This is a genomic window from Kocuria sp. CCUG 69068 (assembly GCF_020833785.1).
Classification (GTDB): domain Bacteria; phylum Actinomycetota; class Actinomycetes; order Actinomycetales; family Micrococcaceae; genus Kocuria; species Kocuria rosea.
In genome coordinates, this window is sequence record NZ_PDDL01000048.1 from 1 (window position 1) to 26,608 (window position 26,608).

The following is a 26,608-nucleotide window of genomic DNA, read 5'->3' on the forward strand; positions in this document are numbered from 1 at the left end:
GACGCCCGCGAGGTCCGCCGGGCCGAGCAGCGCGGGCTCGGCCACGGCACGGACGGCGGCGCCGGCCGCCTCGTAACGGCGCCGGGCGCGCCGGGCGTCGTCCGGGGCGCCGAGGACGAGCACCGGGACTCCGGTGAGGTCGGCGGTCAACAGCATGCGGTCCTCCAGGGGGAGAGCGGGGGTCATGGCGGGCCGGCCGCCACTACCAGGATGCGGCACGCGTGTTACAGCACGGTTGCCCCCGTGACGTCGCGTGACGCCGGCGACCGCTACGGGCTCTGTTTCGTAGGCTGGGAGCCATGACGACCTCCGACGCCCCCGTCCTGCTCGCCTGCGCCCACGGCACCAGCTCCCCGTCCGGGCGCACCGCCGTGCAGCGCCTCGTGGACGCCGTCGCTGCCGAACTGCCGGACGTCGAGGTGGTGCCCACGTGGGTGGACGTGCAGACTCCCGACCTGGCCGAGCGCACCGAGCAGTACGCCGGGCGCCCCGCGGTGGTGGTGCCGCTGCTGCTCTCGGCCGGCTACCACGTCTACGTGGACGTGGCCGAGGCGGTCGCCGCCGACGACCTCCACCGGGTCTCGGCCGCCCTGGGCCCGGACCGGGCGCTGGCCCGGCTGCTCGCCCGGCGAGTGCACGAGGCGTGCACGGCCGCCGGGGCCCCGCTGGCGGAGCACGACGCCGTGGTGCTCGCCACCGCCGGTTCCTCCGACCGCCGCGCGGTGGTGGACTGCGCCGCGGTGGCGGACCTGCTGGCCGAGGAACTGGGCCGGCCCGTCGCGGTGTCCTACCTGGCCGCCGCCCGCCCGCGCGTGGCCGAGGCGGTGTCCTCCGCCCGGGCCGGCCTGGCGGACGGGGGGCGCGTCGTCGTCGCCAACTACCTCCTGGCGCCCGGCTACTTCCTGGACCTCTCCCGGAGGGCCGGCGCGGACGTGGACACCGACCCCCTGGCCGTGCCGGAGGGAGAGGTCCCCGCCGAACTGGTGGACGTGGTCGTTGCTCGCTACCGCTCGGTGGCCTGAGGCCTCGGCCTGCACTCCCGAATGCGCCGAGTCCCCAGTCCCGTCGCAGATCCCCAGATTGAGTTTGGGGAACTGCCACAGCACTGGGGACTCGGCGGAAATGGTGCCCGGAGTGTGGGGGCTCGGCGGGGCGAGTGGGGCAGGGCGAGGGTCAGACGCGGGGGCGGGTGAGGTCGGCGTCCTCGTAGCGGACCATCGTCGAGCCGGTGACCAGCTTGTGGCCCAACCACAGGGCCAGGAACAGCGGCAGGCCGATGTAGGCGGTCAGGGCGGCCATGAGGTCCATGTCGCCGATGAAGGCCTGGTAGTTCTGCCCGAGGATCACCACCGCGCACAGCACGAGCGCCACCAGGGGCCCGAGCGGGAAGAACCGTGCCCGGTAGGGGAGATCGGCGAGGTCGTGGCCCTGGGCCGTGTACGCCTTGCGGAACCGGTAGTGGCTCCAGGCGATGCCCATCCAGACGATGAACCCGGCCAGCCCCGAGGCGCTGACCAGCCACACGTAGGCGTCCCCGTCCCCGATGAAGGTGGTGAGGAAGCAGGCGGCTCCCACGCCGGTCGTGGCGAGCAGGGCGTTCATGGGCACGCCGCGGCGGTTGACCTTCGCGAGAAACCTGGGGGCCTTGCCGCTGTCGGCCAGCGCCCAGAGCATGCGGGTGGAGGCGTAGAGCCCGGAGTTGCCGGCCGAGAGGATGGCGGTGAGGATCACCGCGTTCATCACGGAGGCCGCCGCCAGCACGCCCGCGTTCTGGAAGACGAGGGTGAACGGGGAGATCGAGATGTCCTCGACGCCGTTGGTGAGCAGGTTGGGGCTGGTGTAGGGGATGAGGAAGCCGATCACGGTGATGGCGCCCACGTAGAAGAGCAGGATGCGCACGAACACGGTGCGGATGGCGCGCGGGACGTTCTTCTCGGGGTTCTCCGCCTCGCCGGCGGCGACGCCGACGAGCTCGGTGCCCTGGAAGGAGAAGCCGGCCACCATGAAGATCGCCAGGATGCCGAGGCCGCCGCCCACGAAGGGCGCCTCCCCGGTGGTCCAGTTCTCGAAGCCGGGCGACTCGCCGCCCAGGATGCCGACGATCATCAGGATGCCGAGCCCCAGGAAGAGCACGATCGTGACGACCTTGACGAGGGAGAACCAGAACTCGCTCTCGCCGTAGGCCCGGGCGCTGAGCGCGTTGAGGGCGAACAGGATGGCCAGGAAGGACCCGGACCAGATCCAGGAGGGCGAGTCGGGGAACCAGTAGCGCATGATCAGCGCGGCGGCCACGAGCTCTGCGGCCACGGTGATCGCCCAGTTGTACCAGTAGTTCCAGCCGATGGCGAAGCCGAAGGACGGGCTCACGAAGCGGGTCGAGTACTCCTCGAACGCGCCCGAGACGGGCAGGTAGGTGGCCATCTCGCCGAGGCTCTGCATGAGCAGGAAGACCATGAAGCCGATGACCACGTAGGCCAGGAGCGCCCCTCCCGGCCCGGCGGTGGCGATGGTGTTGCCCGAGGCCACGAACAGGCCGGTGCCGATGGCGCCGCCCATCGCGATCATGGTCAGGTGGCGGGGCTTGAGGCTGCGGCGCAGCCTGTCCTGGGCCGGCGGCTGCTCCTGGATCTCAGGAGCGCTCTGCTCGGCCCGAGGGCGTGCGGTGGTGGTCACGCGGAATCTTCTCCTCTGGTGCGGTGGACGGACCCGGAAGGAGGAAGTGGGGGGCGCCGTCCCCCCGAACGGTCCTGGCCGATTATGGGGGACCGGTTGCGAAACCGAAATTCGGCGGGAGGCCACCGGCCGTGCTTCCGCCTAGGATGGACGGGTGAAAACGCATGCGGATCCGGGCGAGGCCGCGCCGCGCCGCGGATCCCGCTGGGTCGTGGATGTGGCCATTCTCACCGGCGCCCTCCTGGCCCTGGTCGCCGCGACGCTCGCCGTCCGGTGGGCGTGGACGCCGGCCCCGGGGCCGGAGGAGCAGGTCTCCTGCGCCCCCTACGGCCTCGAGGACGTGAGCATCGCCCCGCGCGGCGGAGCCCGCCCGCTCAGCACCGGCCCGGTGCTCTCCGGCGGACTGCGCTGGGCGGAGGGGACCTCGGACCGGCTCGACGTGACCTTCGAGCACGAGGGCACGACCAGCAGCTACCACGTCTTCGCCGACGGCATCGACTGGAGCGAGCCGGTCGGCGTGGTCTTCCGCCTGCACGGGGACGGGGCCTACGAGTACGAGCACCCGGAGCACAAGGTGTCCTGTCTCGCGGAGGTCGCGCGCTCGCACAACGCGGTGCTCGTGGCCCCCCGCACCCCGGACCGGCAGGGCGAGCCCACCTGGTGGGAGGACCTCGACGGCAACGCCGACTGGTTCGAGGCCCTCGCCGAGCAGGAGATCTTCGCCGAGTACGACCTCGACCGCTCCCGCACGTGGCTGCACGGCTACTCCGGCGGCGCCGAGTTCATCAGCTACGAGCTGCTGGCCGACCGCGCGGACTTCCTGCAGGGTGGCGGCGCGGTGCTCTCCGGCGGCGGCGGGGCGCCGTCCACCGGGACCTCGGAGCCGACGGAGGAGCAGCTCGAGCAGCTCGTCCTGCACTGGGACGTGGGCCTCGAGGACGACGGCACCGACCCCTACGCCCCGTTCGACGCGCTCTCCGCGGCGGCCGCCGGGCACGCCTGGTACGAGGACGCCGGCTGGGCGCGGACCAGCGTGCGCTACCGCGAGGGCGTGGACCACTTCGAGCTGCCCGAGGCCCGGGTGCTCGACGCCGCGATGACCGCCGGGGAGTCCCCGGCAGAGCGCTCGGCGGAGCTCTCGCCCGACCCCTCGGCAGAGCCGTCGGGAGGGGCCCCGACCGGCGGACGTGACTGATCTCTCGTCGTCGTCCCAGGTCAGTGGGAGATCGGCGGAATGGCGCGGCGCAGTGGGCGGGGCGGGGGCTCCGGGACGGCGCCGCGACACCCCGTTCGGCTTGCATATGCAATAGCACCGACCGTACGGTGCAGTAAGCAAAGCTGGCAGGGGAGCCGGCTCAGGGGGAAGGCCGATGCGGGGGCATCACGGCCGAACACTCACTCACGGCACCGCGCTGATCCGGCGCGCGTGCTCCCGGGTGCCTTCCGTCCGGTCCGTCCGGTCCCTGGGCCCGTCCTTCCTGTCGGCACCGGCCGCTGTGCAGATCCGCAGCGGCAGTGAAGTCGATGGGGGATTCAATGACAGTGCGCCCGACCACGCGCAGCGGCTCGACCCGCCAGGGAGGCGGTCGGCACCTGCTCGAGGACCGCTACCCGGAGCAGGACCCGATGGAGGACGGCGAGGTCCTCGACCGCGCCCTGCACACGCAGCCCATGCCGCAGGTCCCGGGCCGCGCCGTCTTCCCCGTGGCGTCCGCGCCGGCCCCGCGCACCCTCGTGGACATCGTCATGGACACCGTCTCGCGCCACCCGGACGCGGTGGCCCTCGACGACGGGACCACCGTGCTCAGCTACGCCGAGTTCCTCGAGCGCGTCGAGGCCCAGGCCCAGCGCCTGTGGGACCTCGACATCGGCCGCGGGGACCGCGTGGGCATCCGCGTCCCCTCCGGGACCGTGGACCTCTACGTGGCCGTCCTCGGCACGATCTTCGCCGGCGCCGCCTACGTCCCGGTCGACTTCGACGACCCGGACGAGCGGGCGAACACGGTCTGGGAGGAGGCCTCGGTGTGCGCCGTCTACGGCGCGGACCTCTCCCTCCGGCCCCGCACCGGCGTCCGCGCGGGCGCCGACTGCCAGCAGCCCGGCACGGGCGACGACGCCTGGATCATCTTCACCTCCGGGTCCACCGGCAAGCCCAAGGGCGTGGCGATCAGCCACCGCTCGGCCGCCGCCCTCGTGGACGCCGAGGCCGAGCTCTACCTGCCCCGGCGCCCCCTGGGCCCGGGCGACCGCGTGATGGCGGGGCTCTCCGTGGCCTTCGACGCCTCGTGCGAGGAGATGTGGCTGGCCTGGCGCTCCGGCGCCGCCCTCGTCCCCGCCCCCCGCGCCGTGGTGCGCTCGGGCACCGACCTCGGCCCGTGGCTCGTCGAGCGGGACATCACCGCCGTCTCCACGGTGCCGACGCTCGCGTCGATGTGGCCGGCCGAGGCGCTGAGCCGCATCCGCCTGCTCATCTTCGGCGGGGAGGCGTGCCCCAACGAGCTCGCCGCCCGCCTGGTGCACCCCGGCCGCGAGGTCTGGAACACCTACGGCCCCACCGAGGCCACGGTCATCGCGACCGGCGCTGTGCTCACCGGCGAGCCGCCGGTGCGAATCGGCCTGCCGTTGCCCGGGTGGGAGCTGGCGATCGTCGACACCTCCGGCAACCCCGTCCGGTGGGGCGAGGAGGGCGAGCTGATCATCGGCGGCGTGGGGCTGGGCCGCTACCTGGACCCCGCCAAGGACGCCGAGAAGTTCGCGCCCATGGACACCCTGGGCTGGGAGCGGGCCTACCGCTCCGGGGACCTCGTGCGCGCCGACCCCGAGGGCATCGTCTTCGTGGGCCGCGCCGACGACCAGGTCAAGATCTCCGGCCGGCGCGTGGAGATGGGCGAGATCGACGAGCAGATGTCGCGGCTGCCCGGCGTGCAGGCCGGCGCCGCCGCCGTGCACACCACCCCGGCCGGCAACCAGGTCCTCGTGGGCTACCTCGTGGCCGAGGCCCCGGGCTCGGTGGACCTCGCCGACGCCCGCCGCCTGCTCGCCGACCGGCTGCCGGGCCAGATGGTGCCCGCGCTGACCCTGATGGACGAGCTGCCCCTGAAGACCTCCGGCAAGGTGGACCGCAAGGCCCTGCCCTGGCCGCTGCCCTCCGCCGGCGCCGCCGCGGAGGCCTCGCAGATCGACGCCGAGCTCGAGTGGCTCGCCGCCCTGTGGGCGGACCAGCTCGGCCCCCTGCCCATCGACGAGGACAGCGACTTCTTCGTCCTCGGCGGCACGTCCGTGGCGGTGGCCAAGCTCGTCTCCGAGATCCGCCGCACCCACCCGGACGCCGCGATCGCCGAGATCTACCGGCACCCCACGCTCGCCGGGATGCACCAGTACCTGACCACGCTGGCGCCCGTCGACGTCGTCGCCCAGGACGCCGCGCGCGAGCGCCGGGTGGCGGACGTCCCCCGCTGGAACGGTCTCGTGCAGATCCCCTTCCTCACGGCCCTCTACGCCGTCTCGGGGCTGCGGTACGTCCTGGGCGCCTCGATCGTCGTGTGGCTGCTCTTCAACGTGCTCGGTGCGGGCTGGGTCCCGAACCCGCCGCTGCTGCCCCTGGTTCTCGGCTGGCTCGTGCTCTTCGCCCTGCCCGGCCGGCTGGTGCTCACCGCGCTGTTCATCCGGCTGCTGACCTTCCGGCTGCGCCCCGGCGCCCACGCCCGCGGCTCCTGGACCCACCTGCGGGTCTGGATGGCCGAGCGGGTCCTGATCTTCAACAAGTTCGAGCCCCTCATGGGCGCCCCCGTGATGGTGCTGTTCTTCCGCCTGCTCGGCAACCGGTTGGGCCGCCACGCCCACCTCGACACGATGCCCCCCGTCAGCGGCATGGCCCGCATCGGCGACGGCGCCGCGATCGAGCACGAGGTCGACCTCTCCGGCTACTGGCTCGAGGGCGACGTCTTCCACCTCGGCGGCGTGACCGTGGGCGAGAACGCCCGGGTCGGCACCCGCACGCTCCTGAGCCCGGGCGCGGTGGTCGAGGCCGGCGCGGAGGTCGACCCCGGCTCCCACGTCACCGGCACCGTCCCCGCCGGCCGCCTGCAGGGCGGCTCCCCGCTCGTGGACCTCGGCCCCGCCGGGGAGTCCTGGCTCGAGTGGGCCCCCGGCCGCAGCAACCGGCTCCTCACCGGGCTGCTCTACGCCCTGGGTCTCGGCACGGTCGGCATCCTGCCCGTGCTGGCCGTGATCCCCGGTGCGCTGATCGTCTTCACCCAGGTGCGCGGGCTCGAGCTCTACGAGCTCGTCTTCCCCGTCATGGCCCTGTGGGTGCCCGTCTTCGCCGTGCTCACGGTCCTCGTCTACCTCGCCCTGCTCGTGCTGATCGTGCGCGCGCTCGCCCTGCTGATCCGTCCCGGCCACCACCCCGCCGACGGCACCGTGGGCTGGGCCGTGTGGCTCACGGGCGTGCTGCTGCAGAAGAGCCTCGTCTCCACCTACCCGGTCTACGCCTCCATCGCCACGCCGTTCTTCCTGCGGCTGCTGGGCGCCCGGGTGGGCAGCCAGGTGGAGATCTCCACCGTGGAGACCCTGCCGCACCTCACCACCTTCGAGTCCGGCTCCTTCATGGCCGACCACTCGATGGTCAGCTCCGCCCGGACCGGCTTCGGCTGGATCCACGTGGGCCCCTCGACCGTGGGGGAACGCTCCTTCGTGGGCAACTCCGCGATCGTGGGCCCGGACCGGGACGTCCCCGAAGACTCCCTGGTCGCCGTGCTCTCCTCCGCCCCGGCCGACGCCGAGCGCGGCACCTCCTGGCTGGGCCGGCTGCCGGAGCCGATCAGCCGCGTCACCGACACCGCGGACGAGGCCGTCACCTACCGGCCCCGCCGGCGCCTGGTCGTGGCCCGCACGCTCGTCGAGTTCCTGCGCGCCGTGCCCTTCATGGTCACCGCGTGGATCGACCTCGCGATCGTCTTCGTGCTCACCACCGTGTACATGCGGGCCGGGGGAGGGCTCGACGGCATCGTCTCGGCGCTGCTGTGGGCCACGCCCGTGGTGCTCGCCGCCGGCGTGGTGGCCGCCCTCATCCCCGTGCTGGTCAAGTGGGCCCTCATGGGCCGCTTCCGCGAGGGCGAGCGCCCGCTGTTCAGCTCCTTCGTGTGGCGCAACGAGCTCGCCGACACCTTCGCGGAGTCCCTGGCCGTGCCCGGCCTGATCCGGCTGGCCGTCGGCTCCCCGGTGTTCAACGCCTGGGCCCGGCTCATGGGCGCGAAGATCGAGCGCGGCGTGTGGTGCGAGACCTGGTGGCTGCCCGAGTTCGACCTGGTGCACCTGGGCCGCGGCGCGTCCGTCAACCGCGGGACCGTGCTCCAGACCCATCTGTTCCACGACCGCATCATGCGGCTGCAGCCGGTGTCGATGGAGGCGGGCTCCACCCTGGGGCCCAACAGCTTCGTCCTGCCCGGCAGCACGGTGGAGGCCGGCGCCACGGTGGGCCCCGGCTCCCTGGTCATGGCCCAGGAGACCGTGCCCGCCGGCAGCACCTGGGGCGGCAACCCGATCCGCCCGCTGCACGCCGAGGCCCTTCCCGCCGGAGGTGCCACCCGTGAGCGCTGAGCACGCGGCCGCCACGCGCGGCGGGGGCACCGCGGTGCTCAACGTCCCCGGCGCCTCCGGGCGGCGCACCCGGCGGCGGCTGGTCGGCGTGGACGCCGCCCGGGGCTTCGCCCTGCTCGGGATGGTCGCCGTGCACACCCTGCCGTTCTGGGACGCGGAGAACGAGCGCGCCTCCCTGAGCTGGTCCCTGTTCGCCGGGCACTCGGCCGCCCTCTTCGCGACCCTCGCCGGGGTGAGCCTCGCGTTCCTCTCCGGGGGCCGCACCCCGCACACGGGCCGGCGGCTGGCCGGGGACCGGGCGGGACTGGTGGGCCGCGCCGCGGTGATCGCCCTCGTCGGGTTCCTCGTGGGCTTCGTGGCCCTGCCGGTGGACAACATCCTCATCTACTACGGGATGTTCTTCCTGCTCGCCATCCCGTTCCTGGGCCTGCGCATCCGGCACCTGCTGATCAGCGCGGCGGCGTTCACCGCGCTGGCCCCGTTCCTGATGCAGTGGGCCGTGGACGTCCTGCCCGCGCACGTGTACGGCAACCCCACCCTGTGGAACCTGGTCACCGACCCGGTCACCGTGCTCTCCCAGCTGCTGCTGACCGGCACCTATCCGGCGCTGCCGTACATGGCGTACCTGTGCGCGGGGATCGCCCTGGGCCGGATGAACCTCACGAGCCGGCGGGTGCAGCTGTGGCTCGTGGGCGCCGGCGCGGCGCTGGCCCTGCTCTCCTGGACGGTGTCCATGGGGGCGCTGCTGGCCCTCGGCGTCTACGACCGGATCTGGGAGGCCACCCCGTGGCTGACCGAGGAGCAGATCGACGAGATCCTCGTCTTCGGCCCGGACCCGTCCCTGCCGACCACCACCCTGTGGTGGCTCATGGTGCCGGCCCCGCACAGCAACACGCCCGTGGCGCTGCTCCTGAGCCTCGGCATGGCCGCGTTCGCCCTCGGAGCGTTCCTGCTCCTGGCCCGGCTGATCGGCAAGGCGCTCACGCCGCTGGCGGCCGCCGGGTCCATGACGTTCACGCTCTACACCCTGCACCTGCTGTTCCTCGGCACCGGGGTCTATGAGCTGCACCCGGGGTTCTGGTTCTGGATGCAGGTGGCCGTGTTCGGCCTCCTGGCCGTCGCGTGGCAGCGCGCCGTGGGCCAGGGCCCGCTCGAGAAGCTGGTGGCCCGCACCTCGAAGCGCATCGCCGGAAGAGTCGCCGCCCGCTGACCCGCGGCCCCGGCGCCGCGGCCCCGGCCCCGCGGCCCTGCCCCGGCCGTGACCGTCGAGTCCCCCAGGTGCTCGCAAATCCCCCCATCCGATCCGGGGGGATTGCGAGCACCTGGGGGACTCGCTGCATGAGGGCGTCGGCGAGGGGGGACTCGGCGCGGCCTGGGAGGCAGAGGGCCGGGGACCTCACACGGGGTCCTGCGGCGCTGTGAGTGGAAGTGCATCGAGGCGTTACTCCCGCCGTCGGGGACCGAAACACGGGGTTCGTAGCGTGGGAGCACCGCACGCCGCCGTCGCCGTGCTCCGCCCCGCTCGCCCAGGAGGTCACCCGTGAGCTCAGAACTGCATCCCGACCCGGCCACCACGGCAACCGGCACCCCGGCGCCCCCGCCGCTCGCCCTGCGGGAGCGCCCCGGCCGCTGGCTGGACGGCTACCGCCCCGAGGACCCCGACTTCTGGGAGTCCACCGGCCGCCCGATCGCGCGCACCAACCTGAAGTGGTCCATCTTCGCGGAGTTCCTCGGCTTCGCCGTCTGGCAGCTGTGGGCCATCACGGTGATCTACCTGCCGGCGGCGGGCTTCGCCTTCAGCGACTCCCAGATCTTCTGGCTGATCTCCATCCCGTCCCTGGTGGGCGCCACGCTGCGCATCCCCTACACGTTCATGGTGGGCCGGTTCGGCGGCCGGAACTGGACCATCGTCTCGGCCCTGCTGCTGCTGGTCCCCACGGTGGGCCTAGCCCTGGCGGTCGGCAACCCGGAGACGCCGTTCGCAGTCATGCTGCTCCTGGCGGCCACGGCCGGCTTCGGCGGCGGCAACTTCGCCTCCTCGATGGCCAACATCACCTACTTCTACCCCGTGCGGGAGAAGGGGTGGGCCCTGGGGCTCAACGCCGCCGGCGGCAACCTCGGCACGGCCGTGGCCCAGCTGCTCGTCCCGATCGCGGTCACCGTCCTCGCGGCCGGGGCCCTGGACCTCCCGCTCGCCGGGTGGATCTGGGTGCCGTTCATCCTGCTCGCGGCGTGGGGCGCCCGGAAGCACATGCACAACCTCTCCCACGCCAAGGGGGACGTCGCAGGGTCCCTGGCCACGGTCCGGGAGCCGCACTTCTGGATCATGTCCTTCCTCTACGTGGGCACGTTCGGCTCCTTCATCGGCTTCTCCAGCGTGTTCCCCAAGCTGATCGCGGACACCTTCCCGGAGTTCTCGTCCTTCAGCGTGGGCGCCGCGGCGCTGTCCCTGGCGTTCCTCGGCCCCCTGGTCGGCTCGGTCTCCCGCCCCTACGGCGGCCGGCTCGCGGACCGCTTCGGCGGCGCCCCCATGACGGTCGCGGTGTTCGCGGTGATGGCGCTGCTCGCGCTCGCCGTGGTGCTCACCCTGCCGCTGGCCAACTTCTGGCTGTTCCTCGGCCTGTTCCTGCTGCTGTTCACCGCCGCGGGCATGGGCAACGGCTCCACCTACCGGATGATCCCCTCGATCTACCGGGTGCTGGGGCTGCGGCAGCAGCAGGACGCGGCGGTCTCCACCGAGCGCAAGGCCTCGGCCGCCCTCGGGCTGATCGGCGCGGTCGGCGCGTACGGCGGCTTCCTGATCCCGCAGGCGCTGAACCTCTCGAACAGCACCACCGGGGCCTACAGCGCGGCGTTCTACGGCTTCGTGGCCTTCTACGTGGTGGCGCTCGCGGTCACCTGGTGCTGCTATCTCCGCCGGGGCACCGAGATGGGCGACAGCCACATCTGAGCCCGCAGCCCCGCCCCGCCCCGCCGACACCAGGAGGAACCGCCCGCATGAGCACCACGGCCACCCACTGCCCGTACTGCGCCCTCCAGTGCGCCATGACCCTGGACACCGGTTCGGCGGCCGCCGCGGCGCAGGGCTACCCGGAGGTCGCCGCCCGGCAGTTCCCCACCAACCGGGGCGGGATGTGCCGGAAGGGCTGGACGTCGGCGGAGCTGCTCGCCGACCCCGCGCGGCTCACCGCGCCGCTGCTGCGCGGGGCGGACGGCGTCTTCCAGGAGGTGTCCTGGGCCGCGGCCCTGGACCGGATGGCCGCGGAGTTCCGGGCCGTCCAGGAGCGGCACGGCCGGGACGGGGTGGGAATCTTCGGCGGCGGGTCGCTGACCAACGAGAAGGCCTACCAGCTGGGGAAGTTCGCGCGGGTGGCCCTGCGGACCTCGCGGATCGACTACAACGGCCGGTTCTGCATGTCCTCCGCCGCGGCTGCCGCCAACCGGTCCCTCGGCCTGGACCGGGGCCTGCCGTTCCCGGTGACGGACCTCGACGACGCCCACACCGTCCTGCTGCTGGGCACGAACCCCGCCGAGACCATGCCCCCGTTCGTCCAGCACCTGCAGCACGCCCGGCAGCACGGGGGCCTCGTCGTCGTCGACCCCCGCCGTTCCGCCACGGCCCGGATGACCGACGACGACGGCGGACTGCACCTGCAGCCCACCCCCGGCTCCGACCTCGTGCTGCTGCTGGGGCTGGCCCACGTGGTCCTGCACGAGGGCCTCGCGGACCGGGAGTACCTCGAGCGGCGCACCACCGGCTCGGAGGCCTTCACGACGAGCATCAACGCGTGGTGGCCCGAGCGGGTCGAGCAGGTCACCGGCGTCCCGGCGGAGCGGATCCGCCGGGCCGCCCGCCTGCTGGCCCGGGCGCGGAAGGGGACCTACGTGATCACCGGGCGCGGGGTGGAGCAGCACGTCGACGGCACCGACACCGCGACCGCCGCGATCAACCTGGCCCTGCTCCTCGGGCTGCCCGGGCGCGAGGGCTCCGGCTGGGGCACCCTGACCGGGCAGGGCAACGGGCAGGGCGGCCGGGAGCACGGGCAGAAGGCCGACCAGCTGCCCGGCTACCGCAGCATCACGGACCCCGCCGCCCGCGCGCACGTGGCCGGGGTGTGGGGCGTGGACCCGGCCGAGCTGCCCGGCGCCGGGATCCCGGCCGCGGAGATGCTGACCACCCTCGGCACCGATCACGGCGTCCGCTGCCTGTGGGTCAACGGCTCCAACGTGGTGATCGGCGCCCCCGACACCGACGCCGTGGTCCGCGGGCTGCAGGCCCTGGACTTCCTGGTGGTCTGCGACTTCTTCTTCTCCGAGACCGCCGAGTTCGCCGACCTCGTCCTGCCGGTGCTGCAGTGGGCCGAGGAGGAGGGCACCATGACGAACCTCGAGGGCCGGGTGCTGCGCCGCCGCCGCGCGCTCGACCCGCCGCCGGGGGCGAGGGACGAGCTGTGGATCATGGCCGAGCTCGCCCGCCGGCTCGAGGCCCCGGGCACGTTCAGCCCCGACCCGGAGGAGGTCTTCGAGGAGCTGCGCCGGGCCTCGGCCGGCGGGAAGGCCGACTACTCGGGGATCGGCTGGGCGGCCCTGGACGCCGGCGAGGCCTGCTGGTGGCCGCACCCCGCCGGGGCGTCCGCGGGCACGCCGCGGGTCTTCCTCGACCGCTTCGGCCACCCGGACGGACGGGCCGTGCTCGTCCCGGTCCGCCCGCGCGCCGCCGGCCGGGCCGTGGACCCGAGCCCGCCCGGGCACCGGCGGGAGCCTCTGCACACGGCGGGGACCCTCACGCTGACCACCGGCCGCTGGCTGGAGCACTACCAGTCCGGCAACCAGACCCGCCGCGTGCCCTCGCTGCACGCGGCCCGGCCCGAGTCGATGATGCAGATCCATCCCGCGACCGCCGCCGCCCACGGGATCCGCGACGGCGCGGCGGTGGAGCTGACCAGCGCCCGCGGCCGGGCCGTGGCCCGCGCCGAGCTGAGCACCGACATCCGCCCGGACACGGTGTTCCTGCCCTTCCACTACGCCGGGACCCAGACCGCCAACCGGCTCGTCTCCTCGACGGCCGTGGACCCGGTCTCGGCCATGCCCGAGTTCAAGGCCGGCTCCGTGACCGTCCGGGCGATCGACGCCGAGGAGACGACCCGATGACCGTGCACCGCCCCACCCGTGCCCACGGCACCCCGATGCGGCCCGGCGAGCACGTCGTCGTCATCGGCTTCGGCCCCGTGGCCGCCCGCTTCGTCGACGACGTCGCCGACCTCGCCGCCGCGGGCACGATCCGCCTCACCGTGATCGGCGGGGAGACCGACCCCGCCTACAACCGGGTGCTCATCGGCGAGCACGCCATGGGCCGCACCGAGCGCGCCACGATGGCCCTGGCCGACCCCGAACTCCTGGCCCGCTCCGGGATCGACGTGCTGCTCGGCACGCAGGTCACCCGGATCGACCGCTCCCGCCGGGTCCTGCGGCTCACCGACGGGCCGACGGGGGAGACCCGGGAGCTCGGCTACGACCGCCTGGTCCTGGCCACCGGGGCCCGCCCGAACCTGCCCGTGCTGCGCGGGATCAACCCGGACCCCGGCGCCTACGAGCACCTGCCCGCCGGGGTCACGGCGCTGCGCGACCTGCGGGACGCCCGGGCCGTGCGCGCCGTCGTCGAACGGCGGGGCCGCGTGGTGGTCCTGGGCGGCGGCGTGCTCGGGCTCGAGGCCGCGCTCGCGGCGCGCGAGGCCGGGTGCCCGGTCACCGTGGTCCACCACGCGGCGTGGGTGCTGACCCGCTCCCTCGACGCCCCCGGCGGCGCGCTGCTGGGCCGCGCGCTCGCCGAGGCCGGCGTGGAGGTGGTCTCCGGCGCCCAGGCGCGCGAGGTCTGCCTCGACGAGGACCGGTCCTTCCGGGGGCTCGTGCTCGAGGACGGCCGGACCCTGCCGGGCGAGCTGCTGCTGCTGTCGATCGGCGTCACGGCGCGCACGGAGCTCGCCGAGGGCGCCGGGCTGCGCACGGCCCGCGGGATCGTGGTCGACCACGAGCTCGAGGCCGACGTGGAGCAGCGGGTCTTCGCGGTGGGGGACTGCGCCGAGATCCTGTGCAGGGACCCGTCCTGCCGGGTCTGCCCCGGCCGGGACGGCATGGGCCCGTCCGGTCTGATCGGTCCCGGCTGGCGGCAGGCCGAGTGGCTGGCCGCCCGGATCCGCGCCGAGCTGGACGCCGTGGCCGAGGGCGGGACGGCCGTGCTCGCCCCTCTCACCACCGGTCCCGCCGGTGCGGTGCGGCTCAAGGCCCACCAGGTGGAGCTCGCCTGTGCCGGGACGGTCGGGGGCCTGCCCTGGGAGCCCCGCCCGGACGGCGGGACCGTGGTGCAGTGGGCGGACGGCTCGGCCGGGACCTACGCCCAGCTCGTGCTGCGCCCCGACCGCACGCTCGAGGGCTACATCGTGCTCGGCCTGCCCCGCGCCGCCGCCGAGATCGGGCTCCTCCACGACCGCGGCGAGCCCGTGCCCGAGGACCCCGGCGTCCTGCTGCGCCTCGACGGCCCGGACGCCGGGGCGCAGCAGGAGACCCGGCTGACGCCCGAGTCCACGGTCTGCCACTGCGCCGGCGTCACGATGGGCCGGATCACCGACGCCGTGGGGCAGGGCGCCGCCACCCTCGAGGAGGTCAGCTGCGCCACCCGCGCCTCGACCGGCTGCGGGGGCTGCACGGACACGGTGCGCCGGCTCGTCGAGGAGCACGCCGCCGCGGTCTGAGCGCGCCCCGTGCCGCCGGAGGCCACCGCACCGGCGTGTGCTCCCGCACAAGGGTGGACAGCGCCACCGGCCCGTCACGATTGGTCGGGGTGCCCCGGGGTGCGAAGATGGTCGCGCCCGCCGCCCGACCGCGCGGGCCTGCACCGACGAACAGGACGACCATCCATGAGGGAGCGCCCCACCGAGCACCGGCCCGCGGCGGCCGCCTCCCGCGGCGCCGCACCGCGGTCCTCGAGGCGCCTGGTGGGCCTCGACGCCGCCCGCGGGCTGGCGCTCGTGGCCATCATGTGCGTGCACATCCTGCCCGTGTCCTACGCCGCCACGGGCCGGCCCACGGTGACGTGGATCCTGTTCCCCGGCGACTCCCCGGCCCTGTTCGCCCTGCTGGCCGGCACGGGGCTGGCGCTCACCTCCGGCGGGCGCCGCCCGCTCCGCGGCCGCGAGATGACGGCCGCCCGGGCCGGCATCGCGGTGCGCGCCCTGCTGCTGCTGATCCTGGGGCTGGTCATCGGCCACCTCATGCCGCCGGAGCCCCCGGCCTACAACATCCTGATCTACTTCGCCGCGTACTTCCTGCTCGCCCTGCCCTTCCTGGGGCTCGGGCCGCGGGCCCTGTTCCTCGGCGCGGGCGCCGCCCTGGTGGCCGGCCCGCTGCTGCTCCACTTCGCCGGGGACGCGCTGCCGGGCTTCTCCTCCTACAACCCGACCTTCGTCACCCTGGTCACCGAGCCGCTCGCGGTGCTCGGCCAGCTGCTCCTGACGGGGACCTATCCCGCCCTGCCGTACCTGGCCTACCTGCTGGCGGGCCTGGCCATCGGCCGGCTCAACCTCCGCCGCCGGGAGGTCCAGGTCCGGCTGGTCGTGGTGGGCACGGTCCTCGCGGTGACCGCGAAGCTGGTCTCGCGGCAGCTGCTCTACGCCGGGGACGTCTACACGAAGCTGCTGTTCAGCGACCCGGACCTCACCGTGGCGCAGCTCGAGAGCCTGCTGACCTACGGCCCCGAGGACACGCTGCCGACGACCACGCCGTGGTGGCTCGTGCTCACCACCCCGGACGTCAACACCCCGTTCTCCGTGGCGTGGAGCCTCGGGGTCAGCCTGGCCGTCGTCGGCACCTGCCTGCTCCTGGCCCGCCGGCACAGCGCCTGGCTGCTGCCCGTGACGGCCGTGGGTGCGATGAGCCTCACCCTGTACACGGCGCACCTCGTGTTCCTGTCCTTCGAGCTCTTCCACACCGCGCCCCTGCTCTGGCTGATCGCGAGCCTGGTGCTCTCCGTGCTGTTCGCCCTCGCCTGGCAGCGGGCCTTCGGGCGGGGCCCGCTGGAGCGGACGATGAACGCGGTGGTCCGGCCGGTCCGCCGGGCCGTGGCTCAGGGGTCCAGCCGGTAGCCGCGCTTGATCACGGTGGCGACCAGGGGAGCGGGCAGGATCCGGCGCAGCCGGGAGATCACCATCTCCAGGGCGTGCTCGGTCTCCAGGCCCGGCACCGCGGACAGCAGCTGCCCCCGGGACACCACCGCCCCGGGGTGCGCCGCGAGCGCCCGCAGCACCGCGACCTGGGCATCGGAGAGCGGGACGAACACGCCCTCCAGGGCGGCGCCGGTGCTCATCAGCCGCAGCGTCCCGTGCCGGGTGGGCACCACCAGCGTGCGCTCCTCGACCGCGTGGGTGCACACCGCCCGGACCAGGGCCCCCAGCCGGTAGCGCTCCGGCACGAGCGGCTCCACCCCGACCTCCAGCAGGGGCCCGGCGCACACGGGTCCCACCGCGGCGGCCGTGACGTCCGTGCGCAGGGCGTCCACGAGGTCCTCGTAGCGGCCCATCTCCTGGGCCGTGCTGAACAGGGAGTCCACGGCCGGAGCGGCGGTGAAGGTGAGCACGTCCAGGCGGCGCTCGCACACGTCGCGGATCAGGCCGGGCAGGCGCTCGCCGTCGTCGGCGGAGAGCCACCGGTAGGGGGAGACGGTGTCCACCTGCGCCCCGGCGGCCACGAGCCGCTCCAGCTGGATCTGGTCCGTCAGCCCGTGCAGCTGGACGGCCACGCGGGCGCCGGCCACGCCGTCGGCCAGGAGCCGGTCGACCACCGACGAGGTTCGCTCGTCCTCGGAGACCTCCGCGTCCTCGAGCTCCAGGGAGAGCACCTGGCCCCGGGCCTTCGCCCCGCGGGTGAGCACCCGGGCGGCCCGGAAGGCGTCCCGCAGGTCCTCCCCGAGACCCGCGGCGTCCGCGGCCTCGAACCACCGGCGCAGCCCGTAGGCGGTGGTCACCACGATGATCCCGGGCCGGTGGGCGAGCAGCGTGCGCGTGTCCTCGACCACCCGGGTGTCCTCGGCCACGGGGGAGATCATCAGGGCGGGCGCGTGCACCACCTGCGCGCCGCGGCGCTCCAGGGCGGCGATGAAGTCCGTGGCGCGGCGGTGGGCCGTCACGCCGACGCGGAACCCGGTGAGTTCCCCGAGCGCGCCGGGCGCGCCGTGGTCACCGGGTGCGGGGGCGGTGGGTGCGGCGGTCATGCTCCGAGCGTAGGTCGGTCCTGTGACCACGGTGTTACCCCAGGTTTCCGATTCCGCACCACCTGCCCCACGGACACCGTGCTGCGACAGCGGCGTGCCGGAGGTCCCGCTGGCGTGCACGGCGGGGCCCGCGGACTTCACGAAATCGTGAGGTCCGCGCAACGGGAGCGCCACGTGCAGCAGAGATCCTGGATCCGGAAAGGTCCCGCAGCACTGGGACCTCGGATGCGGCTCGGGTCCGGACCCTGGGTGGGCCGGGGCGGGTGCGGGAGGACGGGGGAGTCATGAGGTGGACGTCCGGAACGGAGCGTTCCGCCCCGGCCGATGCCACGGGCGGTGCCCGCAGGTCCCCGGCGTGGTGGACGGGCCTCGACGCGGCCCGCGGGCTGGCGCTGATCGGGCTGATGGCGGTGCAGGTCCTGCCCGGCCACCACGCCGTGACCCCGGCACCGGCCTGGCCGCACCTCCTCCTCTCGGGGGCCTCGGCGGCACTGTTCATCCTGCTGGCCGGGGTGGGACTGGCGCTCGGGTCCGGGGGACGGTTCCCGCACCGGGGCCGATGGCTGGCCGCCGACCGGGTGGGGCTGGCCGTGCGGGCGGTGCTGCTCGCCGTGGTGGGCCTGGGGCTCGGGGCTCTGATGCCCGGGGACGCCCCGGCCGACAACCTCCTGATCTGCTGCGGGGTGCTCTTCGTGCTGGCCGTCCCGTTCCTGCGCCTGTCCACGACGGCGCTGTTCGTCTGCGCGGCGGTCCTCTGGATGGTGGGCCCGCTGCTGGTGCAGGGCGTGACGGACGTCCTCCCGGCACCCGCCTCCGCCCACCCCGCGTTCGCCGACGTGCCGGCGGAGCCGGGCGGGACGGTCTCCCGGCTGCTGGTGACCGGCACCTACCCGGCCCTGCCGTACCTGAGCTGTCTGCTGGTCGGGCTGGGGGTGGGGCGGATGAACCTGCGCGACACGGGGATCCAGATCCGTCTGCTGGCGGCGGGGGCGGGTCTGGTCGTCCTCGCACGGACCGCCGCCCTCTTCTTCCCCCACGCCTTCGGCGGTCACGACCGGGTGCCGGCGACCGGCGGGACGGGCGCGGACGAGCTGGCCGAGGTGCTGGTGCGGGGCCCGGACCCGTGGCCCGTCGACGGGGTGTGGGCGATCGCCGCCGGCCTGGGCGTGGCACTGCTGGTGCTGGGGGGCTGTCTGCTGGTCTCCCGCAGGTCCGGGGCGTGGTCGCTGCGGCTGTCGGTCGTGGGGGCGATGGGCCTGAGCGTGTACACCGCCCACCTGGTGGCGCTGTCCGTCGAGGTCCGGTACGACCTCCCCGTCATCTGGTCCGTCGCCCACCTGGGGGCGGCCGTCCTGCTCGCCGTCGGCTGGCACCGGGCGCTGGGCCGGGGACCGTTGGAGCGGGTCCTCGACGCCGGCGGGGACGCCGCCCGCCGCACCGTGCTCCACCGGCAGGGCCGGCTCCAGCGGACGTGACCCCCGGCGCCGCAGCCACCTCCCGCCCGGTTCCGGCTGGGAGCTCGAGCCGGGCGCATCCCGTCGGCGGTCCGGGGCCGCGTCAGGCCCCGGGGGTCGCGGCGCCCTCGCGCACCGGGATGCGCGGACCGGTCAGCAGCACGGGGCCGTCGCCGGCCTCGGCGGCGGCGCGCTCGGCGTCGGTCGCGGGGCGGCGCTGACCACGCTCGAGCACGTAGTCCTGGGAGTCGTCCGGGGCGGCGTCGTTGACGAAGGAGCGGAAGCGGCGCAGCCGCTCGGGGTCCTTCAGCGTGGCGGCCCACTCGTCCTCGTAGCGGTCCACGTGCCGGGCCATCGCGGCCTCGAGCTCCTCGCCGATGCCCAGGGAGTCCTCGACGACGACGGCGCGCGCGTGGTCGATCCCGCCGTCGAGCTCCTCCTGCCACCGGGCCGTGCGCTGCATCCGGTCCGCGGTGCGGATGTAGTACATGAGGTACCGGTCGATGTACCGGACCAGGGTCTCGTCGTCCAGACCCTGGGCCAGCAGCTGGGCGTGGGCGGGGTTCGCGCCGCCGTTGCCGCCGGTGTAGAGGTTCCAGCCGTCGGTCGTGGAGATGATGCCCACGTCCTTGCCGCGGGCCTCGGCGCACTCGCGGGCGCAGCCCGAGACGCCCATCTTGAACTTGTGGGGCGAGCGCAGCCCCCGGTAGCGCAGCTCCAGCCGCACGGCCATGCCCACGGAGTCCTGCACCCCGTAGCGGCACCACGTGGAGCCCACGCAGGACTTCACGTTGCGCAGCGCCTTGCCGTAGGCCTGCCCGGACTCGAAGCCGGCGTCCACGAGCTCCCGCCAGATCTCCGGCAGCTGCTCGAGCCGGGCCCCGAACATGTCCACGCGCAGGGCCCCGGTGATCTTGGTGTAGAGCCCGTACTTCCGGGCCACCTCGCCGAGCACGATGAGCTTCTCCGGGGTGATCTCCCCGGCCGGCACGCGCGGGACCACGGAGTACGTGCCGTCCTTCTGCATGTTGGCCAGCGCCCGGTCGTTGGTGTCCTGCAGGGCGCCCCGGCCGGAGTCGAGCACGTACTCGTCCCGCTGGGAGGCGAGCACGGAGGCGACCACGGGCTTGCAGATGTCGCAGCCCAGGCCCGTGCCGAAGCGGGCCACCACCTCGTCCCAGGAGGACAGGTCCAGGGCGCGCACGGCCTCGAAGAGCTCGGCGCGGGAGAGCTCGAAGTGCTCGCACAGCGCCCTGGAGACCTCCACGCCGGCCTTCGCCAGCTCGAGGTCCAGGGTCTTCTTGAGCATCGGGACGCAGGACCCGCACTGTGTGCCGGCCCGGGAGCACTTCTTGAGCTCGCCGATCTCGTGCACGCCGCAGGAGATCTGCTCCCGCACGGCCCCGGTCGTGACGTTGTTGCAGGAGCAGATCACGGCGTCGTCGGGCAGGTCCCCGGCCGGGGCGTCCACGCCGGAGGCGGAGAGGTAGGCGCCGGGCTCACCGGGCAGCTCCCGGCCCAGCAGCGGGCGCAGGGCGTTGTACGGCTCGGCGTCCCCCACGAACACCCCGCCCAGCAGGGTCCGCGCGTCCTGGGTGACCACGACCTTCTGGTACATCCCGCGGGCGGGGTCCGCGTAGACGACCTCGAGGCAGTCCTCGGTCTCGCCGTAGGCGTCGCCGAAGGACGCCACGTCCACGCCGGAGAGCTTGAGCTTGGTCGCGGTGTCGAAGCCGTCGAACGTGGAGCGCCCGCCGGCCAGCCGGTCGGCGACGATCTCCGCCATGGTGTTCGCGGGGGCCACGAGCCCCAGGCACTCCCCGTTCCAGGAGGCGACCTCGCCGATCGCCCACACGTGCTCCGCGGAGGTGCGGCAGGCCTCGTCGATGACCACGCCGCCGCGCGGGGCCGTCGCGACGCCCGCGTTGAAGGCCAGCCGGTCCCGGGCCCGGATGCCGGTGGCCACGATGACCAGGTCCGCCTCGAGGTCGGCGGAGTCCCGGAACTCGATGGCGCACACCTCGCCGTCGGACTTGCGCAGCCCCACGCCGGAGGGGCGCTCGCCCAGGTGCAGGCGCACGCCGCGCGCGGTGATGAGGGCGTTGAGGGAGCGGCCGGCGCCCTCGTCGAGCTGCGCGTTCATCAGCCACTTGCGGGAGTGCACCACCGTGGCCTCCGCGCCGAGCTCCTGGAGCCCGCCCGCGGCCTCGAGGCCCAGCAGACCACCGCCGATGACCACGCCGCGCGGGGTGCGCCCGTAGCGGGCGCGCAGCCGCTCGACCTCGGCGCGGATGGCCGCGACGTCGTCGAGGGTGCGGTAGACGAAGGCGTGGTGGGCGCCGGGGACGTCCAGGCGCGCGGCGTCGGAGCCGGTGGCGAGGACGAGCCCGTCGTAGCCGGTCACGGTCCCGTCCGCCGCGGCGACCGTGCGGGCCGCGGGGTCGATCTCCCGGGCCTTCACGCCCTGGCGCAGGTCCACCCGCGGGTCCTGCCACACCGTGCCCCCGCCCAGGGTGAGGTCGACGGCGCCCGCGGGACCCGTCAGCGCCTTGGACAGCTGGACGCGGTCGTAGGGGACCCACGGCTCGTCGGCGAACACGGTGAGGCGCACGTGGTGGTCCTCCGCGGACAGCACCGCCTCCGCGAAGCGGTGGGCGGCGGGGCCGCCGCCGACCACGACGACGTGCTGGGGGGACTGCGGGGAGAAGGGGGAGCGCGGCACGGGGACCTCCGGGAGCTGGCGGGCGGCTGGGGCGTTGCTCCGACTCTAGGGAGACGGGATTGCCCCGCCGTTGCCCCGCCGTTCCGGTCGCTTTTCGCTTCCCTCACCGGGGCCCCGGCTCCGTGTGAGCGGGCTTTGACCGGGGCGAAACGGCCCTGGAGCGCGCCCGTCATCCGCCCCGCCTAACGTCGAGCACGACGTTCCGCCGAGCCGCAGGAGGCCCCTCATGACGACCCTCACCCCGACCACGACCGCGACTACGACCGTGACCGCGGTGGACGCGGCGAGCCGTGCCGCCGGCACCGAGTGGCACGACGTGTGCGCCCTGACGGACCTCGAGCCGCTGTGGGGCGAGGCCGCCCGGGTGGCGGGCCGCCAGGTGGCGCTGTACCGGGTGGACGCCACCACGGTGCTCGCGGCCGACCACCGCGATCCCCGCACCGGGGCCTGCGTCATGGCGCGAGGCATCCTCGGCTCCCGCGGCTCGGCCGTCACGGTTGCCTCGCCGCTGCACAAGGAGGTCTACGACCTCGCGACCGGGCTGTGCCTCACCGGGGACGGCCCCGCCCTGCCGGTGCACCCGGCCGAAGTGCGCGACGGGCGGGTGCTCGTCGGGCTGCCCCGCTGACGGCACGTCGTCGGGGTTCTCCCAGGTACTCCTTCGTAAGATGACCGGGTGACACGACAACACCCTCGGAGCGGTCCCCGGTGGCCCTGGTCCTGGCTGCCGCACCGGCACCGCCACCGCGGTGCGACGTCCCGGGGTGCCCGGCGGCGGCTGCGCCTGCTCGGGGCCGGCGCCCTGGCGCTGGTGCTCCTGCTCGTCACGACCGTGGCGCTCCTGGTCGGCCGGGACGAGGAGACCCCGGAGGCCGAGGCCCCCGAGACGGTCTCGTGCGCCCGCTACGGACTCGACGGCGTCCGGGTCACGGCCCGCGGCCCCGGCGGGCCCACGGACGGGGCCGTGCTGGACGCGCGCGTGTTCGGCCCGGGGGAGGAGCGGGAGGACCGCTTCCAGCTCGAGCACGAGCACGACGGGATCACCAGCTCCTACCACGTCTTCGCCGAGGACCTGGACTGGGACCGGCCGGTGGGCGTCGTGTACCACTTCCACGGGGACGGCGCCTTCGAGTACGAGAACCCCCAGTACACCGCTTCCTGCCTGGCGGAGGTCGCGCGGGAGCACAACATGCTGCTGGTGGTCCCGCGGACCCCCGATCGTGCGGGGGAGATCACCTGGTGGGAGGAGCGGGACCTCAACGCGCAGTGGTTCCTCTCGCTCGTCGAGGAGCGGCTCGAGCCCGAGTACGACATCGACCGCTCCCGCACCTGGCTGACCGGGTACTCCGGCGGGGCCCAGTTCATCAGCCAGGAGCTGCTGGCGGACCACGTGGACCTCGTCCCGGGCGGCGGCGCGATCATGATGGGCGGCGGACAGGCCCCGGACCGGCCCTCCGCGGAGCCCACCTCCGAGCAGCTGCAGGAGCTGCGCCTGCGCTGGGACGTGGGCACGGAGGACGACGGGACCGACCCGCAGGCAGAGTTCGACGCCGTGTCCGCGGCGTGGGACGGGCACCACTGGTACGAGGAGCAGGGCTTCGAGCGCGCCCGCATCCGGTACCGGGACGGCGTGGACCACTTCGGGCTGCCGTACGCCCGCATCCTCCAGCGTGCGCTGAACGCCGCCGAGGAGGGCTCCCAGGAGCAGTCCTGACGTGCCCCTCGCCGGGGGGTCCTGGGTTTTTCCCCGGCCGGGGATCCGCTCCGCGTTTGCTCTAGTAAGCTCAGGCGTGCACCAGTGCGCCGCGAGCCCGTCGTCCACGACGGGCGGGCGGGCGCCGGGCGCCGTGCCGGGGGGCGCGGACGGGGCCGGGACCGGCACGGGTGCCCGAACCGATCGATCCGTGGGGGAACCGCATGTCCGCAGAACGCACGCCGCCGGCCGGGACGGCCACCGCCACCGGTGTCCCGACGGAAGGACCCGGGCGCGACGCCGCCGGGGCCCCCCGGACGACCCGCCGGCTCACCGGCGTCGACGCCGCCCGCGGCTTGGCCCTGTTCGGCATGGTCGCCGTGCACACGCTGCCCTCGTGGGACGAGCAGACGGGCGAGGCGAACCTGTCCTGGACCCTGTTCGCCGGCCACTCGGCCGCGCTCTTCGCCACCCTGGCGGGGGTGAGCCTGGCCTTCGCCTCCGGTGGGCGCACCCCTCGCACGGGACTGCGGATGACGGCCTCCCGGTGGGCCCTGGCCGCACGGGCTGGGCTGATTGCCCTGGTCGGCTTCCTCCTCGGCTTCCTCGAGCTGCCGGTGAGCAACATCCTCATCTACTACGGGATGCTCTTCCTGCTCGCCGTGCCCTTCCTGCGCCTGCGGACCCGGTCCCTCCTGGTGTGCGCCGCGCTCTTCGCGCTCGTCGCGCCCTTCCTCATGCAGTGGTCCGTCGACGTGCTGCCCGGCCTCGAGTACGAGAACCCGAGCCTCGTGGACCTGGTCGTCGACCCGGGCACCGTGCTCTCCCAGCTGCTCCTGACCGGCGTCTACCCCGCGCTGCCCTGGATGGCGTTCCTGCTGGCCGGACTCGCCGTGGGACGCACGGACCTCACCAGCCGCAAGGTGCAGACCCTGCTCGTGACGGTCGGGGCGGCGGTCGCGCTGCTCGCGTGGTCGTCCTCCGCCCTCGCGCTGCGGGTGCTCGGCGGCTACGAGGCCATCGCCGAGGGCACGCCCTGGATGGACGAGTCGGAGATCGACGAGGTGCTCGTCTTCGGCGGGGACCCCACGCTGCCCACCGACACCCTGTGGTGGCTGCTGATCTCGACCCCGCACACGAACACGCCGTTCTTCCTGGTGCTCAACGTGGGCTTTGCACTGTCCGTCCTCGGCATCTGCCTGCTCCTGGAGCGCGTGGCCGGCAGGGTCCTCGCGCCGCTCGCTGCGGCGGGCGCGATGACGTTCACGCTCTACACGGCCCACCTGCTCATCCTCTGGCCCGAGTACTACGACCTCGCGCCCGCCGCGTGGACCGCCGGCCAGATCGTGGTGTTCACGGTGTTCGCCCTGCTGTGGCGGCGGGCCCTGGGCCAGGGCCCGCTGGAGAAGGTGGTCACCCGGTCGACCAAGGCCGTCTCGCGCCGGGTCCTCGCCCGGGGCGGGGACGGGGTCCGGCCGCCGGCCACCTGAGCCCGTGCGCCGTCAGAGGCCCAGTGCGGCCTCGAGCTCGGCGCGGATCCGCCCGAGCCGCTCCTGCGCCTCGGCCCGGGCGGCGGGCAGCGCGGCCCGGCCGGCCACCGGGGCGACCACCTCGAGGTAGCACTTGAGCTTCGGCTCCGTCCCGGAGGGGCGCACGATCACCCGGGTGCCGTCCGCGGTGAGCAGGCGCAGTCCCTCGGTGGGCGGCAGCCCCGTCCCCGGGGCGGCGAGGTCGGCGACCTCGACCACCTCGGAGCCGCCCAGTGCCGCGGGCGGGGCGTCCCGCAGGGCGGCCGCCATGACCGGGATGCGGCTCAGGTCCGCCACCCGGATGCTCAGCTGGTCGGTCGCGTACAGCCCGTGGGCCAGGGCGAGGTCGTCCAGCACGTCCAGCAGGGTCCGGCCCTGCGCGCGCAGCTCGTCGGCGAGCACCGCCACCGCCACGGCCGCGCTGATCCCGTCCTTGTCCCTGACCACCTCCGGCGCCACGCAGTAGCCCAGCGCCTCTTCGTAGCCGAACGCGAGCCCCGGGACGCGGGCGATCCACTTGAAGCCGGTCAAGGTCTCCTGGTGCGCGATCCCCGCCGCGGCGGCGATCCGCCCCAGCAGGCGGGAGGAGACGATGGAGTTCGCGAACACGGCGCCTTCGCGGCCCGCGCACCGGGCCGCCGCGGCGTGGCCGAGCAGCGCGCCGACCTCGTCGCCGCGCAGCATCCGCCAGCCCTGCGCCGAATCCTCGACGTCGGCCCCGGGCACCGGGACCGCCACGGCCACCCGGTCCGCGTCGGGGTCGTTGGCCAGGACGAGGTCCGCGCCCACGGCGCGGGCGGTGGCCAGGGCCAGGTCCAGGGCGCCGGGCTCCTCGGGATTGGGGAACGCGACCGTGGGGAAGTCCGGGTCCGGCTCCGCCTGCTCCGGGACCACGTGCACGTCGGCGAGACCGGCCCGCCGCAGGGCCTCCGTCGTCGTGCGCCCGCCCACCCCGTGCAGCGGGGTGAGGACGACCCGCAGGGGACGTCCGGCGCCCGCGACGGCGGTGACCACGGCGGGGAGCACGGCGTCGAGGTAGTCCTGCTCGACGCTCGCGGGCAGGACGGTCCACCCGTCCTGCGCCCGGGGGATGTCCTCGACGGGCCCGACGGCCGCGATCCGCTCGGCGATCATCCGGTCGTGCGGGGCCACGATCTGGCAGCCGCGGGCCTCCGGCTCCACGGCCCGGCCGCCGAGGTAGACCTTGTAGCCGTTGTCCGCCGGCGGGTTGTGGCTGGCGGTGACCATGACGCCCACCTCCGCCTCGAGGGCCCGCACCGCCCACGCCAGGACGGGCGTGGGCAGCGGCGCGGGCAGCAGCAGCGTCTCGATGCCGGCGGCCGTGAACACCGCGGCGGTGTCCCGGGCGAAGACCTCGGAGCCGTGCCGGGCATCGTAGCCGACCACCGCGCGGGGCCGGGCGGAGCCCGCCGCACGGTCCGCCGGGGTCTGCACGGCCAGTACGTGGGCGGCCAGCCCCGCCGCGGCGCGCAGCACCACCACCCGGTTCATCCGCATCGGCCCGGCGCCCAGGGCCGCCCGCAGCCCGGCGGTGCCGAACTGGAGGGTGCCCGAGAAGCGGTCGGCCAGCTCCGCCCGTGCTGCGGCGTCACCGGCTGCGGCCGCCTCGACGAGGGCTGCCAGCTCGGCGCGGGTGAGATCGGAAGAGCACAC

Annotated in this window: 16 protein-coding genes; 12 read left to right on the forward strand and 4 right to left on the reverse strand. The window is 74.5% G+C overall.

The features are described 5' to 3' along the window. Positions 1-299 precede the first annotated feature (299 nt). Positions 300-1,022 carry a CbiX/SirB N-terminal domain-containing protein gene (locus CRM73_RS10680; RefSeq protein WP_229587652.1) on the forward strand — a complete coding sequence of 241 codons (723 nt, stop codon included), beginning with the start codon at positions 300-302 and terminating at the stop codon, positions 1,020-1,022. Between the two features lie 151 nt (positions 1,023-1,173). Here CRM73_RS10680 and CRM73_RS10685 read toward each other — a convergent pair whose 3' ends face one another. Continuing rightward, positions 1,174-2,628: an amino acid permease gene (locus tag CRM73_RS10685; protein ID WP_229587675.1), complete on the reverse strand. Its 1,455-nt coding sequence runs from the start codon at positions 2,626-2,628 to the stop codon at positions 1,174-1,176. A 199-nt stretch (positions 2,629-2,827) separates the two neighbouring features. Here CRM73_RS10685 and CRM73_RS10690 point away from each other — a divergent pair, with 199 nt between their 5' ends. The 7 genes from CRM73_RS10690 to CRM73_RS10720 all read left to right on the forward strand — a co-directional run bounded on the left by CRM73_RS10690 (position 2,828) and on the right by CRM73_RS10720 (position 16,412). Beyond that, on the forward strand, positions 2,828-3,868 hold the full coding sequence (locus CRM73_RS10690; RefSeq protein WP_229587654.1) for a hypothetical protein: 1,041 nt from the start codon (positions 2,828-2,830) through the stop codon (positions 3,866-3,868). Between the two features lie 431 nt (positions 3,869-4,299). Next, positions 4,300-8,274 carry a Pls/PosA family non-ribosomal peptide synthetase gene (locus CRM73_RS10695; protein WP_229587677.1) on the forward strand — a complete coding sequence of 1,325 codons (3,975 nt, stop codon included), beginning with the start codon at positions 4,300-4,302 and terminating at the stop codon, positions 8,272-8,274. Next, on the forward strand, positions 8,264-9,484 hold the full coding sequence (locus CRM73_RS10700; protein ID WP_229587656.1) for a heparan-alpha-glucosaminide N-acetyltransferase domain-containing protein: 1,221 nt from the start codon (positions 8,264-8,266) through the stop codon (positions 9,482-9,484). Before CRM73_RS10695 ends, CRM73_RS10700 begins: the two co-directional genes overlap by 11 nt. Positions 9,485-9,814: 330 nt before the next feature. After that, complete coding sequence (locus CRM73_RS10705) at positions 9,815-11,224, forward strand: MFS transporter (protein WP_109243361.1); 1,410 nt, start codon at positions 9,815-9,817, stop codon at positions 11,222-11,224. Between the two features lie 47 nt (positions 11,225-11,271). Then, positions 11,272-13,425: a molybdopterin oxidoreductase family protein gene (locus CRM73_RS10710; protein WP_229587658.1), complete on the forward strand. Its 2,154-nt coding sequence runs from the start codon at positions 11,272-11,274 to the stop codon at positions 13,423-13,425. Then, positions 13,422-15,023 carry an FAD-dependent oxidoreductase gene (locus tag CRM73_RS10715; protein ID WP_229587660.1) on the forward strand — a complete coding sequence of 534 codons (1,602 nt, stop codon included), beginning with the start codon at positions 13,422-13,424 and terminating at the stop codon, positions 15,021-15,023. Before CRM73_RS10710 ends, CRM73_RS10715 begins: the two co-directional genes overlap by 4 nt. A gap of 165 nt (positions 15,024-15,188) precedes the next feature. Then, positions 15,189-16,412 carry a heparan-alpha-glucosaminide N-acetyltransferase domain-containing protein gene (locus CRM73_RS10720; RefSeq protein ID WP_229587662.1) on the forward strand — a complete coding sequence of 408 codons (1,224 nt, stop codon included), beginning with the start codon at positions 15,189-15,191 and terminating at the stop codon, positions 16,410-16,412. Here CRM73_RS10720 and CRM73_RS10725 read toward each other — a convergent pair. Next, positions 16,394-17,536: a uroporphyrinogen-III synthase gene (locus CRM73_RS10725; RefSeq protein WP_229587664.1), complete on the reverse strand. Its 1,143-nt coding sequence runs from the start codon at positions 17,534-17,536 to the stop codon at positions 16,394-16,396. The two genes, CRM73_RS10720 and CRM73_RS10725, sit on opposite strands and share 19 nt — an antisense overlap. Positions 17,537-17,820: 284 nt before the next feature. Here CRM73_RS10725 and CRM73_RS10730 point away from each other — a divergent pair, with 284 nt between their 5' ends. After that, complete coding sequence (locus CRM73_RS10730) at positions 17,821-19,011, forward strand: heparan-alpha-glucosaminide N-acetyltransferase domain-containing protein (protein WP_229587667.1); 1,191 nt, start codon at positions 17,821-17,823, stop codon at positions 19,009-19,011. A gap of 82 nt (positions 19,012-19,093) precedes the next feature. Here the strand turns inward: CRM73_RS10730 and nirB are convergent, their stop codons facing one another. Further along, a complete protein-coding gene (nirB, locus tag CRM73_RS10735) occupies positions 19,094-21,712 on the reverse strand; it encodes a nitrite reductase large subunit NirB (protein ID WP_229587669.1) in 2,619 nt (872 codons plus the stop codon). 226 nt (positions 21,713-21,938) lie between these two features. Here nirB and nirD point away from each other — a divergent pair, with 226 nt between their 5' ends. From nirD to CRM73_RS10750, 3 genes are all read left to right on the forward strand, one after another. Then, positions 21,939-22,340 carry a nitrite reductase small subunit NirD gene (gene nirD, locus CRM73_RS10740; RefSeq protein WP_095651385.1) on the forward strand — a complete coding sequence of 134 codons (402 nt, stop codon included), beginning with the start codon at positions 21,939-21,941 and terminating at the stop codon, positions 22,338-22,340. Positions 22,341-22,388: 48 nt separating this feature from the next. Further along, a complete protein-coding gene (locus CRM73_RS10745; RefSeq protein WP_229587671.1) occupies positions 22,389-23,426 on the forward strand; it encodes a hypothetical protein in 1,038 nt (345 codons plus the stop codon). Positions 23,427-23,629: 203 nt separating this feature from the next. Beyond that, positions 23,630-24,895: a heparan-alpha-glucosaminide N-acetyltransferase domain-containing protein gene (locus CRM73_RS10750; RefSeq protein ID WP_095651386.1), complete on the forward strand. Its 1,266-nt coding sequence runs from the start codon at positions 23,630-23,632 to the stop codon at positions 24,893-24,895. Between the two features lie 12 nt (positions 24,896-24,907). Here CRM73_RS10750 and CRM73_RS10755 read toward each other — a convergent pair whose 3' ends face one another. Next, positions 24,908-26,608: a phospho-sugar mutase gene (locus CRM73_RS10755; protein WP_229587673.1), complete on the reverse strand. Its 1,701-nt coding sequence runs from the start codon at positions 26,606-26,608 to the stop codon at positions 24,908-24,910.